Here is a 15896-nt window from a genome sequence, read left to right as displayed (position 1 = left end):
AATTACTTGGCTAAACATTTGTATTCTTAATTTTTCAAGTAGAGCACAAGGTATCAGCAGCTCCACGAACAAAATAAATTCATATTTTAAGACAATGAACTTTACAAACTTCAAGATTGCTTGGCGAAATATCGGAAAGAAAAAAGTGCAAAATCTGATCAATTTAATTGGATTGACCTGCGGTATTACTTTTCTACTACTTGTGAGCGCCTATGTATGGGATGTACATCAAGTGAATAGCAATATCAAAAATATTGATCGGCAATTTTTGTTGCAAAGCAAGTATAAGAAAGAAGGATTTGGTATTAACTTAACTACATTAGGGGCACTCCCAAAAGCTTTATATGAGGAGTATCCCAATCTGGTCTCTAATTATTATCGGATTGATGGATTGACCGGTATCGTAGCAAACGGTGCGACAGTACATGAAGAAGGCATGTCTCTTGGAGATCCCAGTCTATTGACGATGTTCGGATTTCATATTCTGGCGGGCAATGCCAATACGGCTTTAAATAATCCCTTTTCAGTTGTTATAAGTGACAAAGCAGCCATAAAATATTTCGGGCATGTGGATGTACTCGGCAAATCGCTACAGATAAAAAATTTCAAGGGTGAAAAGCAGGATTTTGAAATTACAGCAATCATCAAATCCGATGTTCAAAATGCCATTATGGATCTCACAAAGAATATGCATGCCGACATATTTTTACCGATCATCAATGAGCAATTCTTTGGCCGATCGATAGACAATTGGAATAACCCTTATATTGCCGGTTACATCGAATTGAAACCAGGTGTAAGCTTGAATCGTGTAGATGCCGCCATTGAAACGTTGGTAAGAAAAAATACCGATAAGGAATTTTCCAGTGAATATAGCCCTGATCTAAAACCATTGAAAACTTATTATTTGGATGACAACCAAGGGGCCGTCCGTAAAATGATACAGACGCTGGTTTGGACTGCCATCTTCATCTTGATCATGGCCATCATCAATTTCGTCAATTTTAGTATTGCTCAGCACATTACGCGATTAAAGGAAATCGGTGTTCGAAAGATGATGGGATCATCTCGCATGCAGCTTATTAGACAGCTGATGACCGAATATATTCTGATTGTGGCCATAGCAGCATTGATCAGTCTTCCAATTTATTTCATCACAAGTCCAATCTTCGAACATGTCTTGATGCGCAAGCTACCCTCGTTGGTGGAATTACCGATTTACTTTTTTGGTCTACTGGTTATAATGACGTTGTTCATTGGTCTATCAGCGGGGCTCTATCCTGCCATTAAACTTTCCAATGTCGCAATACTTCCGGCAGTCAAAAGCCAGTTTTCGACGCTGGGGGGCAAACAGCTGGTCCGAAAAATTCTTTTGTTTTTTCAATTTGGGGTAGCCTTGCTCCTGCTTGTCTGCACCTTAATTATTTCCAAACAAGTGGATCTATTTCTCCATAGCAATCTAGGCTACAACAAAGACTACTTATTAACCGTTCAGGTACCTAGAGATTGGTCCGTAAATGGTGTTCGCAAAATGGAGACCGTACAACAGGAACTCAGCCAACAGCCAGAAGTAAAATCAATAAGCTTATCTTATGAAACTCCCGGATTGCTTGGGTCCAATATGCAGCCTGCCTTCGGGACGACAGATGACAGAGAAATCCAGGTACAACGGATTACAAGTGATAGTCATTTTTTGGAAACGTATGAGATACCACTAGTTGCTGGAACTTTTCTCCCTAAAAACTATGTTGCCAATGCGAATAACAATCCAGTTGTTATCAATAAAAAGGCCATGAATGATTTTGGTTTTAAAAATGCCGAGCAAGCTATTGGTCAGCAAATTGCTCTGGCTGATCCCAGTTACAAAATGACTATTGTGGGCGTTGCAGACAATTTTGTTGCCAATTCACTTCATCAGGCCTCTCCTCCTATCGTCTGGACAGATGTACAGGAAAGCTTACAATATCGATACTTTAGCATCCGTTTACAGCAAGGCTCCCTTTCCAATGCAGTACAACAACTCGAAAAAAAGTGGAAAACGTTGTTGCCCGATGCTCCATTCGAATATCAATTTATGGATGAACGTATCAAAAATTTATATGAAACTGAGCTGCAGTTGCATCGCGCTTCCCAGATTGCTACGGTTGTTTCGCTGCTGATTGTTGTATTGGGACTTACCGGATTAATATCGCTTTCCATCCATCTGCGCAATAAAGAAGTCGGCATTCGTAAAGTACTTGGGGCTTCCCTAGCACATTTGATGTTGCTCTTTTCGAAAGAGTACTACGGAATCTTCCTATTTGCGGCATTAACGACAGTTCCACTGAGTTATCTATTGATGCAATACTGGCTGCAAAATTACATTATCAGAATAGAAATCAATGCGTTTACCTACTTGTTACCATTGGGGACTTTGATTGGTTTGCTGAGTTTATTGGTGGGCATTATTGTATTTCGATCAACTCGGTTTAATCCCGTTGAAAAATTACGAGATGAATAATTTACGAAACCAATCCATATTAACCCTATGATAAAGAACCATCTTAAAACCGCCTGGCGGACATTGATGCGCAATCGTATCTATTCGCTATCAAACCTCGTTGGTTTAACGATTGCCCTGCTGGTTTTTATGCTAATCAGTTCACTTGTCGTTGATGAGCTTTCCTACGACAGACAATGGAGCAACTCCAAAGCGCTCTACAGAATGCGAATTGTGCCCAAAGAAACGCAGAAAGGATTCACAAACAATAATTCGGGAGCTCCTGAAGGTATCTCTGCAACATTAAAAGCTCATTTCCCAGAAGTACTTGGCTATACTTCAATCAATTCATTTTCACCAAAATTAACAATAAACAAGCGCTCAGGGCAATTTACCGAAATCAATACGCTGGAAGTCGACAGCGGCTTTTTCCATCTTTTTGATACAAAAATCATCGCAGGTAATCCGAAACAGGTTATTTCCGGAGCAAAAAATATCACATTGACAGCTTCTGGGGTACAAAAATACTTCGGTGGCAAAGACGTGCTCGGTAGCACATTCTACAATAAACCTCAAGAAGGGGAACCCGAAGCTTATTATGTTAATGCCATTATTGAGGATATGCCCCATAACTCTTCCTTCCAGGCAGAAGCCTTCGTGCTGATGCCTAAGGTGAATGAATTCAATCCCGAAAAAAGTGGTTCGTTACAAACACAAATTCTATTGCTCAAAAGTACAACTGATGTTCAAAGTTTTTCAGACAAGATAAACAAGTGGTATAATACGCAAAAACTAGGTGATTGGACGAAAGAGCACAATCTTTTTATTGAGCCCATCACAGATATACACTTGCGAAGTATTACAGGTTGGGAAAACCCGATGCAAGACATTTATCTGCTAGCAGGAATAGGGATCTTGATCCTTGTATTGGTCAGTATCAATTATATCAACTTGAGCTTTGCCCATGCACTCAAACGCACACAGCAGATCGGTATACGCAAAGTACTGGGAGCAAGCCGAAAAAATGTGATCCTACAAATGGGCCTAGAGAGTACCATACTCTTTGCCGGCTCTTTTATGATTGCATTTTTGAGTTACGTGCTTATCAGTCCTGCATTTGAACACTATTTAGAACATCCATTGACCATGAGCTACCAACATTCCCTATTCATGTTTGTTGGATTGCTATCCATGTGGATCATTCTGGGCTGGCTTTGTAGCCTACCTACGGCCTTGTCACTATCAAAAACACGGCCGTCCCTAGAACTTCGGAAACAGCTTTCTTTCTTCAAGCTCCCGCTAAATATGGCATTTACCAAAGTGCTGGTGATTGTACAGTTTGCCATTGCCATCGTCATAGCGATTTGTATGGTGTCCATGCGGGCACAATTGCATTACCTGTACAACAAAGATCTTGGCTATGCCCCCAAAAATCTCTTGACCATCAATTATACCTCCTGGGAGGGAAAAGATCAGGCGTTCAAACAAGAGCTATTAAAACATTCGTATATTTCTTCGGTCAGTCTCACAAGCTGGACGCCCTTTAGTGGCAGTGTAGATTTTAAAACAGTAAAAGACCCTATCAATCCGAACGAAGAACTCCCAGTTGTATTTGTCTATGCGGATTATGATTACATCAAAACAATGGGTATAAAGCTCCTGAATGGCCGGCCTTTAAGTGCGGACTATGCGCTGGATAGGCCATTTACGGATTCGATACAGGCCGGGCAACAGGTCTTTACCAATATGCTCGTTTCCGAACAGACCGCCCAACGGCTGTCTTTAAAACTTAATAAGAGCAATGAGCCTTTAAACAATACACCCGTAGGCATATTTAAAGAGTTCAACGGAGCAAGTCTAAAGTTTCCGATCGGTCCTTTTGCGATTAAAGCGCAAAATGAATGGGAAGGCAGCTGTATGCTTATCCGCGTAGAAGAAGGTAAGAAAAAGGAAGCTTTAGCACTGGTAAACAGCACCTGGAACAACTTTTTCCCTAACCGGATAGCGCAGATCAACTGGCAGGAAGATCAGGTACAGCATCAGTATAACAAAGAGAAAAAGCAGTACCAACAATTGGCACTTTTTACAGGAGCTAGTATGCTGATTGCTATCTTAGGGATCGTAGCCATTGCCATTTATACGTTAGAACGAAGAGTAAAAGAAATTGGTATCCGTAAAGTGCTCGGTGCTTCGGTAAATACGATCACCTATATGATTTCCAAATCATTTATTTTACTCCTGCTGATAGCAATTCTGATCGCTTTGCCCATAGCATGGTGGTTTATACACAAATGGCTGGAAAACTTTTACTACCATATCGATGTTCCGATTGCTCTCTTTGTTTTCACGGGATTGTTTATGGGTTTGACGACATTAACGATTATTGCTATCCGGATATTCCAGACAGCCCGCATCAATCCCGTAGATAGTTTGCGGGATGGATAAGAAAAAATAAGCCGTAGTTGTGCAAATTTAAATCGAGCAAACTGTTATTTAGCTAAAGGGAATGAAAGTTTATAATTGGTGTAAGTTTTTTGAATTTTCGCTGTTTTCATAATTGGTACATTGAAACAATATAGATTTTCGATACAAAGAAATAGAAAATATTGCAAAAACAAAAACATTTGTATAAATAAAAATAACATTATCTATATTTATCTATACAAAAGGACAGATTATTAAAATAAAAGGATGACAAAACTAGGCGAATTTCTAGCGAAGAAATCTGTGAATAAATCCCAGATTGCCCGCAAAACAGGATTGAGTAAAGCGAGAATTAACGAATTGACCATGACCGAGACCGCTAAATTACGTTTAGATGAAATGTATTTGATTGCTCTAGCCATTGATACAGATCCGGCCAAAATGATGCTTGAACTTTGCGAACATCTCCAACTGAAAGAGATTAAGGACTAGGATACCTTCCTAGAGCCCTTTAATAAGATGATCTGTGAGGTATTGTACGAAAAACTGTTAGATATCGTACAGCCTCAAAATGGCTGAGCAATAATTACACGGTCTACGTTAAATTAAAGCCGCATCGGGGAGATATCCGCATGGTTTGGACTTTTGCAATCGTCGCATTGTTAATTCTTTTGATTGCCTGTATCAATTTTATGAACCTATCGACCGCCAATGCCGCTACAAGGTCCAAAGAAATTGGCATCCGGAAGACAATTGGTTCGACAAGGACATCATTGATCGGACAATTCATGCTCGAGGCAATTTGTTATAGTGTATTGTCTTTGCTTGTTGGTCTATTGTTGAGTTGGTTTTTGTTGCCCATATTCAACAGTCTCGCCAATAAGTCCCTCACCATCCCATGGACATCCCCTTACTTTTTCCCATCTTTATTATTGGCAATACTGATTATCGGCAGCCTGGCCGGAATCTATCCAGCTTTTTATCTATCCCGATTTAAACCGATTGCCGCATTGAAAAATAAGACCACCGGAGCCAAATCTTCATTATTCAGAAATGGGCTTGTCGTCTTTCAGTTTGCGACGTCAATCATCCTTATTGTAAGTGCCTTGGCGACCAATCAACAGATACGTTATATCCTTGAAAAAGATTTAGGTTTCAAAAAGGAACAGGTCATTATCCTCCGAGGTATTGGTACATTGGGGAATCAGATTCCAAGCCTTAAAAATGAGTTGAAGTCCATTGCAAATGTAAGTTCCGTTTCCTTAGGCGATTTTATTCCAGTTCCCATTGATGGTGCCAAAAGAAACGGCAATCCATTTTGGAATGCGGGCAGACGGGAGATCGATATGGCGACACAGGGACAGTTCTGGGAGATTGACCAGGATTACTTGGAGACCTTCGGATTGCAACTGACCATAAAAAATCCCATCGGAGCAAAAATAACCAATGGCGATACCTGGACAGTCGTTGGTGTTGTGGATGATTTTATTTTTGAGTCGCTGAAAGGTAAAGGATACGCTGGCTTATGCATGGTATTACGGGGGTATCCCTCACTTTTATCCATTAAAGTTAAACCCGAAAACCTACAGCAGACCCTGAAAGGAATGAACAGTGTATGGAATAAATTTTCACCCAATCAAAAGATCAATTACAGTTTTTTGGATGAGAGCTTTGCTTCACTTTATAAAGATGTTGAACGGACGAAAAATATATTCAGCTGTTTTGCAATCGCCGCCATTTTTGTAGCTGCCCTCGGTCTCTTTGGACTAGCCACCTATGTGACACAACAACGGACAAAAGAAATCGGTGTGCGGAAGGTGCTTGGCGCAAGTACGATGAGATTACTGAAACTGCTGTCTGGAGACTTTATAAAATTGGTGTTTGTTGCCTTCGTCATTGCCACACCTGTTGCGTGGTGGGCAATGAGCCAATGGCTAAAGCGCAAAGAATGTTCGATTGTGAACGAAAACTGTCCGAAATCGGACATCCAAAAACAAGATAATTACAACATAAAATACTTATAACAAAACAATTACAACACTGGCAAGGGGATTGCATTTTTCAATTAGGTGAAATAGTCAGTATTGGTTTAAACATGCACTTCCAGCGTAAAATGGCACAAAATGATTTCAAACTGGCTTGGCGTAAACTTGTAAAGAACAAAGGATTTACTCTTCTAAATATAATTGGATTGACACTGGGTTTTACCGGTTTTATTTTTTCCTATCAATACATCAATCGAGAGAGCAGTTACGATAAATGGAATTCACTTCAGCTGTTCTGGTGGTCGTTTTTGATCTCAATATTTTGCATATTTATGTTGATATTATTTTCCATCAGCTTTCAATCTATAAAAGTTGCAAAAACAAATCCAGTAGACAGTCTGCGGGAAGAATAATAAAAAAGGAATAGAACCAATGACAGTCTTTACGCTGCAATCGATTACCTATTGTGGCTACTAGAAAAAATATAAATGCGAATATCTAAGATCTCAATATTAAAAAATGATACAATTAAAAAATTTATTCAAGTGGTATAATGTAGGTGGTACACGCTCATTCGTCCTTAAAGATGTAAGTCTCGATATCGCTGAAGGCGATTTTATCTCCATCATGGGGCCATCGGGGTCTGGAAAATCGACCCTGCTGAATATTATCGGTATGCTTGATGAACCTGATGAAGGTGAATATATCTTTATGGGAGAGAATGTATTGGAAATGAAAGCGAAAAAAAGAACGCAGCTTTACCAGTCCCATATTGGCTATGTATTTCAAGCCTATCATCTCTTGGATGAATTGACTGTATACGAAAATATCGAAACGCCCTTGATCTATAAAGACATTTCAAGCAAAGAAAGAAAAGCCATTGTGGCCGATATGCTCGATCGTTTTGGCATCGTTGGAAAGAAAGACCTATTTCCAGCGCAGTTATCTGGGGGGCAACAACAGATTGTCGGTATTGCACGTGCATTAGCAGGTTCGCCTAAATTATTACTGGCCGATGAACCTACGGGTAATTTAAACTCCAAACAGGGTGAAGAAATCATGGATCTATTTAAACAGCTCAACGATGACGGTGTGACGATCATACAAGTAACGCATTCGGAAAAGAATGCAGAATACGGTAAAAGAGTTGTCAATATGCTGGATGGTCAGCTCAAATAATTGTACGCCAATTTAACCTAAATAATCCCTGCCCGGTGAGTAAATTACTGGGAGGGGGATTTTTGTATACTATTTCTCGAATCAATTTTTTAACTTCGTTAGGATGAATGAGAGAGAGTTGAAATCGCTAATATCCCTGTTGGACGACACCGACCAACAGATTATTCAGGAAGTGGAACACCAGTTAAAAAGCCAAGGTCCTGAGATTGTACCCTATTTAGAAAAATTTTGGGAATCGAGCTTCGATCCCCATATACAAGGACGTCTGGAAAATATCATTCATGAAATTCAATTTGATCAGACCAAAAACGAGTTACAGATCTGGAACCTGAGCAACTCATTCAATCTACTGGAAGGATTAATTATCCTCAATAATTATCAATATCCTTCTTATGAAAACCATAAAATTGTTTTGGCTATAGAAGACCTCAAAACTGAGGTATGGCGAGGCCTGCATTACGACATGACTCCGCTGGAAAAAGTTAACCTGATGAACCACGTTCTTTTTGGGTCTTTCGGCTTAGCTGGGAATACAAAGGACTATCATCACCCACAGAACTCCTATATTGGTCAGGTACTGGACACAAAAAAAGGAAATCCCCTAACCTTATCTTGTATCTATAGCATCATTGCACAAAAACTGGACATTCCGATCTATGGCATTAATTTACCAAAGCATTTTGTGTTGGCGTATATGGATATGGACGAAGAAGGGAATGAACAAGTTTTATTTTACATCAATGCATTTAACCGGGGTCAGGTAATGCAAAAAAGTGATGTGAATTCATTTTTGAAGCAACTGAACCTAAGTCCCGATAGAGCGTTTACCTATCCCTGCGATAATGCCACAATCATTAAACGTGCTTTACGAAATTTGATGTCTGCCTACGAAGAGCATGAAAGTTCAAGCAAGCAACAGGAAATCAGAACACTGTTTGAACTGCTTGCTTAAACTATTTATTAAAAATTTGTAGTCGAACGTCCATCCAAAAAGATATAATTTGGATTTAGACTTCCGTACGTTTTCGCTGTGATATTGGGTTGTATGTTGCCTTCTTCTAACAATGGAAAGCGTGAAATTGTACGATTCGTTAGATCAGAAACATAAAAGAATTTTCCTTCGTTGGCCCGATCATCAATTGCTACTCCCCATGGTTTTTCTAAGCCCGTATTTGCGCCACCGACAACATAATCAGGTTCGACATCTGTTTTGACTGTAGTCCCACTAAACAAAGCGGTTGGATTTTTAAAAAATAACACTTCTTTACCCGATGTTACCGCGAATAAGCCCTTATTGGGTGCATAAGATACAGGGCCCAATTGTGTTCTTCCTTTGATATAGACTTTCATCATAGGCTTGAATTTATCTGATTCAATAATTGTATCACGCGCCTGATTAATCAATTGTTGTTGAAGATTGGCATAAACAGCAAATCCACTTCCCTTACCCGAGCCGTCACTATTAAAACCTATAACTACTAACTTATCATTGTTATCGCTACCATTGAGCAAGGTCATCGAACTCGGGATAACAGTTCCCAGATTTATCTGCTTGTCAATAATAGGGGCCCCACCCTTGGAGCCAACCTTCCCAGAAGGTGTACTAATGGCATACAACATGGAGCTACCGGCTCCACGATTTGTCGCGGCTAAAAGAAACGGAATCGTCGTCGCTGAAGTAGCACTATTTTGTTGCGAAAACGTGTAGTAGGCCAAGCCTATGACATTGGTAAAACCACGGTATCCAATTGCGCCTGAAGTACCAGGAATCCCATAGATATCATTTGCAAATGGAATAACTTGTAAAAATGTATCCTGCGGTGTAATACTTGCCTGGAAGACGGCCTTGGCATTCGCATCAAAGAGAATCGGCCCGCCCCCTTTAGCCGGAGATAGATATTGATAGATATTATCCAAATTGTTGGTATCTGCTGGGTCAACAATCATCATATTCTTCAGGGAAGAATTATTCGGATCATAATCCAAAAAGGAAATATACAATCTCGATATCTGCGTGATTCGTCCTTCGTTTGTAGGTTCATCATCCAATTTCTTACAGGAGACAAAACCTATAATACTGATGAATACTATAATAATACAGGATTGAAACGAAAATTTCATATTTTTTTATTAAAAATAGTGTATTGCGTTAAACATACAAATCTACTAATATATGTAGAATATAAATGAATTTATATGATTCTTTTAAGGGCAACCCCTTCAAAGTAAAACGGAAATATTTGTCAATTCGCTACTTTTTGATTAAAATTGCCTTTGTTTTTGTTAGGATATACGATTATGGAAAATAAGGAATTTGTAAGGGAGAAATTGACGTTACCTGGAGAAGGTAAGAAATTACTTTTACACTCCTGCTGCGCTCCTTGTTCTGGAGAAGTGATGGAAGCACTTATTGCTTCAGATATCGATTTTACGATTTATTTTTACAATCCAAACATTCATCCACGCAAAGAATATGATTTACGCAAAGAGGAGAACATTCGATTTGCCGAAAAACATCATATTCCTTTTATTGATGCAGATTATGATGTAGACCATTGGTTTGATTTAGCCAAGGGGATGGAACAAGAGCCTGAGAGAGGCATCCGCTGCACAATGTGCTTTGATATGCGTTTTGAAAAAACAGCGGAATATGCAGCTGCGAATGGCTTTGATGTGATTTCAAGTTCACTGGGCATATCTCGCTGGAAAAATATGGAGCAAATTAACGATTGCGGTTTACGTGCGGCTTCACGCCATGAAGGTATGGAATATTGGACCTTCAACTGGCGTAAGAAAGGTGGTTCGGCCCGTATGTTGGAAGTCTCCAAGAAGGAGAAATTCTATATGCAGGAGTATTGCGGCTGCGCTTATTCGCTGCGCGACACCAATAAATGGCGCATGGCAAATGGGCGCGAAAAGATAGAGTTAGGCAAAAATTATTATGAATAAGCCCTATCATTGGTCGGTATAAAGCTTAGCCTTAGAATATTTAAAAAAATATTTCGATCCTAATGATTTTATACATACCTTTGCAGGCTCAAATGCAAGATTGTGAAACATCTAAAACAATATAGAATTCCCTTTTCGGGGCTCAACGCTGGAAAGCACAATTTTGAGTTTGACATTAATAAAAAGTTCTTTGACTGCTACGAACATTCAATTGTAAAAGATGGCAATCTGGCAGCAGAAGTTGAGTTGCAAAAACAGGAGAACCTGTTGATATTGCATTTTGATATCCAAGGTGAAATTCAGTTGACTTGTGATACCTGTTTAAAAGAGTTTATGTCACCGATTTCAATTCAAGAGCGGATATTAGTCAAATTCACGGATGAAGATTGGACAGATAATACCGAAGAGGTATTGATTTTATCCAAAAGCGACCATGAGTTGGATATAGCTGAGCTATTGTATGAATACATTAATTTAGCTGTTCCCTATATCGTCAAATGTGAAGAGCAGGGACAAGGCATACAATGTGATCCTGAGATGCTCGCATTATTCACAAGCGAGCCAGAATCAGAGGAACAAAAAGAAGAAGAAATTATCGACCCACGTTGGGAAGCATTGAGAAATATTAAAAATAACTAAAACAAGAATACGAGATGGCACATCCAAAACGTAAGACTTCTAAATCAAGAAGAGACAAAAGAAGAACACATTATAAAGCTGAAGCTCCAAGCTTGACAGTATGTAAAGAAACTGGCGCAGTTCATTTACCTCACCGTGCATATACTGTAGACGGAAATTTGTACTACAACGGTAAATTGATCATTGAAAATACAGCTGTTGTCTAAGGTAAACCTTTCATAACGCCAAAACATCCCAGACAAGCACTATTTTAGAAATTTGCTTTACTTTGGGATGTTTTTTGCGTATTATTGATTTACTAAATAATAACGGATGAAGATTGGTTTAGATATTTTAGGAGGAGATTATGCTCCTAAAGCAACGATAACAGGTGCTATTGAAGCACAAAAGCAGCTTACTGGAGACCAAAAAATAGTCCTTTTTGGTAAAACTGAAGAGACAAAACAATTAATCAATCAAGCCGGAGGGAATTCATCTGACTTTGAATATGTTGAGGCTCCAGAAATCATTGCAATGGGTGAACATCCAACCAAAGCAATAACTCAAAAACCCAACTCAAGTATTGCGAAGGGATTTGACTATTTAAAAAACAAAGAAATCGACTCGTTCGCTTCTGCTGGTAACACCGGCGCTATGCTCGTGGGCTCGATGTTCAGCGTTAAAGCTATCCCAGGCGTATTGCGTCCTGCTATAGCATCCATCGTTCCCAAATTGAAATCAGGCTTCGGGATCTTATTGGACGTCGGCGCAAATGCAGACTGTAAACCAGAGATGTTGAACCAATTTGCAATCTTGGGAAGTGTCTTTGCCGAGCATGTGTTCAATGTATCCAACCCTAAAGTCGGATTATTGAATATCGGAGAAGAAGAAGAAAAAGGAAACATCCTAACAACCTCTACCTACCCCCTACTAAAAGCCAACGACAAAATTAACTTTATCGGAAATGCAGAAGGTCGCGACCTGTTCAGTGACCATGCGGACGTATATGTCTGTGATGGATTTACAGGAAACGTCGTCTTGAAACTTGCAGAATCATTTTATGTAGTAACGTTGAAAAAGGGTTTTAAAGATGATTTTTTCGACCGATTCAACTACGAACAGTACGGCGGAAGCCCTATCCTGGGAGTAAATGCTCCTGTCATTATTGGCCACGGTATTTCGACACCTGAGGCCATTAAAAATATGGTTTTATTTTCAAGAGATATGATCGAGTCTAAGTTCATTGACAGCATCAGATCTATTTTCAATTAGAATATTTATGTCAAAGATTCACGCCGCAATTACGGCTGTAAATGGTTACGTTCCGGATTACATCCTAACCAACAAAGAATTGGAAACAATGGTCGACACTAACGACGAGTGGATCGTTTCCAGAACGGGAATCAAAGAGCGTCGCATCTTAAAAGGCGAAGGGCTTGCTACTTCAGATCTTGCTGTACCTGCCGTTCAAGGTTTATTGAAAAAAAGAGGCATAGCTGCTACAGATATTGATCTTATCATCTTTTGTACCAGTACTCCAGATATGCTGTTCCCTGCCACAGCTAATATTCTTGCCGATAAAATTGGAGCGACCAATGCTTGGGGATTTGATCTTCAGGCTGCATGCTCAGGATTTTTATTCGGTTTGAATACGGCAACGCAATTTATCATTGCTGGTACACACAAAAAAGTACTCGTTGTCGGTGCAGACAAAATGTCTTCGGTCATCAATTATCAAGACCGCAATACCTGTATCCTATTTGGTGATGGTTGTGGTTGTGTACTACTGGAACCTAATGAGGAAGGCATGGGTATACAAGATGCAATTTTAAAAACCGATGGTTCTGGGGGACAATTTTTGAATATCAAAGGTGGAGGTTCACTCAACCCTGCCTCACATGCAACGGTAGATGCAGGATTGCACTATGCCTATCAGGAAGGCCGTACTGTATTTAAATTTGCGGTAACCAATATGGCAGATGTTGCGCACGAAGTGATGGTCAAAAACAATCTTAAATCTGAAGATATCGCGTGGTTGGTACCTCATCAGGCCAATAAACGTATCATTGATGCTACAGCAGAGCGGGTGGGATTGCCGGATGAGAAGGTCATGGTGAACATTCAAAAATATGGCAACACAACAAGTGGTACAATCCCTTTGTGTTTATGGGAATGGGAATCGCAATTGAAAAAAGGAGATAATCTTATCCTTGCCGCTTTCGGCGGTGGTTTCACTTGGGGATCCATCTATTTAAAATGGGCGTATTAATTGTCCATTTTATGGTATAATTTATTACTTTTGACAGTTAGAATTTTTTAGAAACAAACAAAACCTAGAATACTATGGGTATGGATATCAAACAAATTCAGGACTTGATTAAATTCGTTTCAAAATCAGGTGTGAATGAAGTCTCGATTGAAGAGCAAGATTTTAAAATTACAATAAAAACAAATCAAGAGCCTACGTATGTAACAGCTTCTGTTCCTGCTGCTGCCCCTATCGCTGCTCCTCAAGTTGCGCAAGCGGCGGCACCAGCTCCTGTAGCTAGTCCTGCAGCGCCAGCTACAAATGCAGATGCAAACTTGATTACAATCAAATCACCAATGATCGGTACATTCTACCGTTCGGCAGGCCCTGGCAAACCGTCTTTCATCAATGTTGGTGATGATATCAATACAGGTTCTGTATTATGTATCGTTGAAGCGATGAAATTATTCAACGAAATTGAATCTGAAGTTTCAGGTAAAATCGTTAAGATTTTGGTAGAAGATGCTCAACCTGTTGAGTTCGACCAGCCATTATTCTTAGTTGAGCCTAAATAATTTACAATTGCGTAAATGAATATATGTAGCCTCTAAAGGGCTACATTTTTTTGCAAACTTCATAATACAAGACAATGTTCAAAAAAATATTAATTGCTAATAGAGGAGAGATTGCCCTGCGCATTATCCGTACCTGTCGTGAAATGGGTATCAAAAGTGTTGCAGTATATTCTACTGCTGACCGAGATAGCCTACACGTAAGATTTGCGGATGAAGCCGTTTGTATTGGTCCCCCGCCAAGTAGAGATTCTTACTTAAACATTCCGAATATTATTTCTGCTGCCGAACTGACAAATGCTGATGCTATCCATCCAGGATATGGTTTCTTATCCGAAAATGCGCGCTTTTCAGCGATATGTGCAGAGTATGGCATCAAATTTATTGGTGCTACGGCCGAACAAATCGAGAAGATGGGTGATAAATCCCGTGCTAAGGATACCATGAAAAAAGCTGGTGTTCCTACAGTGCCCGGATCAGAAGGTTTAATCTCAAATGTAAAAGAAGGTATTTCATTAGCCAATGAAATCGGTTATCCGGTTATCATCAAAGCAACTGCTGGTGGCGGTGGTCGTGGGATGCGTATCATTTGGAAAGATGAAGAATTCGAACCAGCGTGGGATTCTGCACGAGTTGAATCAGCAGCAGCTTTCGGTAATGACGGAATCTACCTTGAAAAATATGTGGAAGAACCTCGTCATATTGAATTTCAGATTGTAGGTGATCAATTTGGCACTGTATGCCACCTATCTGAACGTGACTGTTCAATTCAACGCCGTCACCAAAAATTGATCGAAGAATCGCCATCTCCATTTATGACTCCTGAGTTGAGAGCAGAAATGGGTGAAGCTGCTGTCAAAGGCGCCAAAGCGGTGAACTATGAGGGCGCAGGTACAATCGAATTCTTAGTTGACAAACATCGTAACTTCTACTTTATGGAAATGAATACCCGTATCCAGGTAGAACATCCAGTAACGGAAGAAGTCATCAACTTTGATTTGATCAAAGAACAGATTAAAGTGGCAGCAGGAATTCCGATCTCGGGAAAAAATTATGAACCGCAGATGCACGCCATTGAATGTCGTATCAATGCAGAAGATCCTTTTAATAACTTCCGCCCTTCTCCAGGTAAGATCACGAACTTTCACTCGCCAGGTGGGCATGGAGTACGTGTAGATACTCACGTATATTCAGGATACACGATTCCGCCTAATTACGATTCAATGATTGCGAAATTAATCACCGTGGCACAAACACGTGAGGAAGCAATCAGCACGATGGAACGAGCACTCAGCGAATTTGTTATCGAAGGGATCAAAACAACCATCCCTTTGCACTTAAGATTGATGCGTGATCCTAACTTCAGAGCAGGTAATTTCACGACAAAGTTTATGGAAACTTTCGATCTAACTGAATATCCTGCAGAAGATTAAATAAAATTA

The 15896-nt window shown here is 39.8% G+C and carries 14 protein-coding genes; 13 read left to right on the top strand and 1 reads right to left on the bottom strand.

The annotated features are described in order from the left end of the window. Nucleotides 1-94: 94 nt before the first annotated feature. The 6 genes from B2107_RS15040 (at nucleotide 95) to B2107_RS15015 (ending at nucleotide 9019) form a co-directional block, all read left to right on the top strand. Nucleotides 95-2500, top strand: coding sequence for an ABC transporter permease (locus tag B2107_RS15040; protein WP_293956488.1), 2406 nt, complete (start codon nucleotides 95-97; stop codon nucleotides 2498-2500). Nucleotides 2501-2527: 27 nt separating this feature from the next. Beyond that, the gene (locus tag B2107_RS15035) at nucleotides 2528-4924 is read left to right on the top strand and encodes an ABC transporter permease (RefSeq protein WP_293956486.1); all 2397 of its coding nucleotides are present in this window, start codon (nucleotides 2528-2530) and stop codon (nucleotides 4922-4924) included. A gap of 246 nt (nucleotides 4925-5170) precedes the next feature. Continuing rightward, nucleotides 5171-5395, top strand: a complete 225-nt coding sequence (locus B2107_RS15030; RefSeq protein WP_293939600.1) for a helix-turn-helix domain-containing protein — start codon at nucleotides 5171-5173, stop codon at nucleotides 5393-5395. 140 nt (nucleotides 5396-5535) lie between these two features. Next, a complete protein-coding gene (locus B2107_RS15025; protein WP_312378482.1) occupies nucleotides 5536-6927 on the top strand; it encodes an FtsX-like permease family protein in 1392 nt (463 codons plus the stop codon). 480 nt (nucleotides 6928-7407) lie between these two features. Continuing rightward, nucleotides 7408-8067 (top strand): ABC transporter ATP-binding protein, encoded by a 660-nt coding sequence (locus B2107_RS15020; protein WP_046672265.1) that lies wholly within the window; start codon nucleotides 7408-7410, stop codon nucleotides 8065-8067. A 103-nt stretch (nucleotides 8068-8170) separates the two neighbouring features. After that, nucleotides 8171-9019: a transglutaminase-like domain-containing protein gene (locus B2107_RS15015; RefSeq protein WP_293956482.1), complete on the top strand. Its 849-nt coding sequence runs from the start codon at nucleotides 8171-8173 to the stop codon at nucleotides 9017-9019. Between the two features lie 8 nt (nucleotides 9020-9027). Here B2107_RS15015 and B2107_RS15010 read toward each other — a convergent pair whose 3' ends face one another. Next, nucleotides 9028-10188: a hypothetical protein gene (locus B2107_RS15010; RefSeq protein WP_293956481.1), complete on the bottom strand. Its 1161-nt coding sequence runs from the start codon at nucleotides 10186-10188 to the stop codon at nucleotides 9028-9030. Between the two features lie 177 nt (nucleotides 10189-10365). On the opposite strand from B2107_RS15010, the gene B2107_RS15005 reads away from it, so the two are divergent. From B2107_RS15005 to accC, 7 genes are all read left to right on the top strand, one after another. Then, nucleotides 10366-11016 carry an epoxyqueuosine reductase QueH gene (locus B2107_RS15005; protein WP_293956480.1) on the top strand — a complete coding sequence of 217 codons (651 nt, stop codon included), beginning with the start codon at nucleotides 10366-10368 and terminating at the stop codon, nucleotides 11014-11016. Between the two features lie 102 nt (nucleotides 11017-11118). Further along, nucleotides 11119-11655 (top strand): YceD family protein, encoded by a 537-nt coding sequence (locus B2107_RS15000; protein WP_293956478.1) that lies wholly within the window; start codon nucleotides 11119-11121, stop codon nucleotides 11653-11655. A gap of 14 nt (nucleotides 11656-11669) precedes the next feature. Beyond that, nucleotides 11670-11861: a 50S ribosomal protein L32 gene (gene rpmF, locus B2107_RS14995; RefSeq protein ID WP_046672269.1), complete on the top strand. Its 192-nt coding sequence runs from the start codon at nucleotides 11670-11672 to the stop codon at nucleotides 11859-11861. Between the two features lie 106 nt (nucleotides 11862-11967). Then, complete coding sequence (gene plsX / locus B2107_RS14990) at nucleotides 11968-12906, top strand: phosphate acyltransferase PlsX (RefSeq protein ID WP_293879633.1); 939 nt, start codon at nucleotides 11968-11970, stop codon at nucleotides 12904-12906. Between the two features lie 7 nt (nucleotides 12907-12913). After that, the gene (locus B2107_RS14985) at nucleotides 12914-13903 is read left to right on the top strand and encodes a beta-ketoacyl-ACP synthase III (RefSeq protein ID WP_293956477.1); all 990 of its coding nucleotides are present in this window, start codon (nucleotides 12914-12916) and stop codon (nucleotides 13901-13903) included. Between the two features lie 74 nt (nucleotides 13904-13977). Continuing rightward, nucleotides 13978-14457: an acetyl-CoA carboxylase biotin carboxyl carrier protein gene (gene accB / locus B2107_RS14980; protein ID WP_293956476.1), complete on the top strand. Its 480-nt coding sequence runs from the start codon at nucleotides 13978-13980 to the stop codon at nucleotides 14455-14457. A 74-nt stretch (nucleotides 14458-14531) separates the two neighbouring features. Beyond that, entirely contained in the window at nucleotides 14532-15887 is a 1356-nt protein-coding gene (gene accC, locus B2107_RS14975) for an acetyl-CoA carboxylase biotin carboxylase subunit (protein WP_293956474.1), read from the top strand. The last annotated feature ends 9 nt before the right edge of the window (nucleotides 15888-15896 follow it).

Source organism: Sphingobacterium sp. UBA7855 (genome assembly GCA_002500745.1).
GTDB lineage: Bacteria > Bacteroidota > Bacteroidia > Sphingobacteriales > Sphingobacteriaceae > Sphingobacterium.
This window is presented reverse-complemented; position numbering and strand designations above follow the sequence as displayed.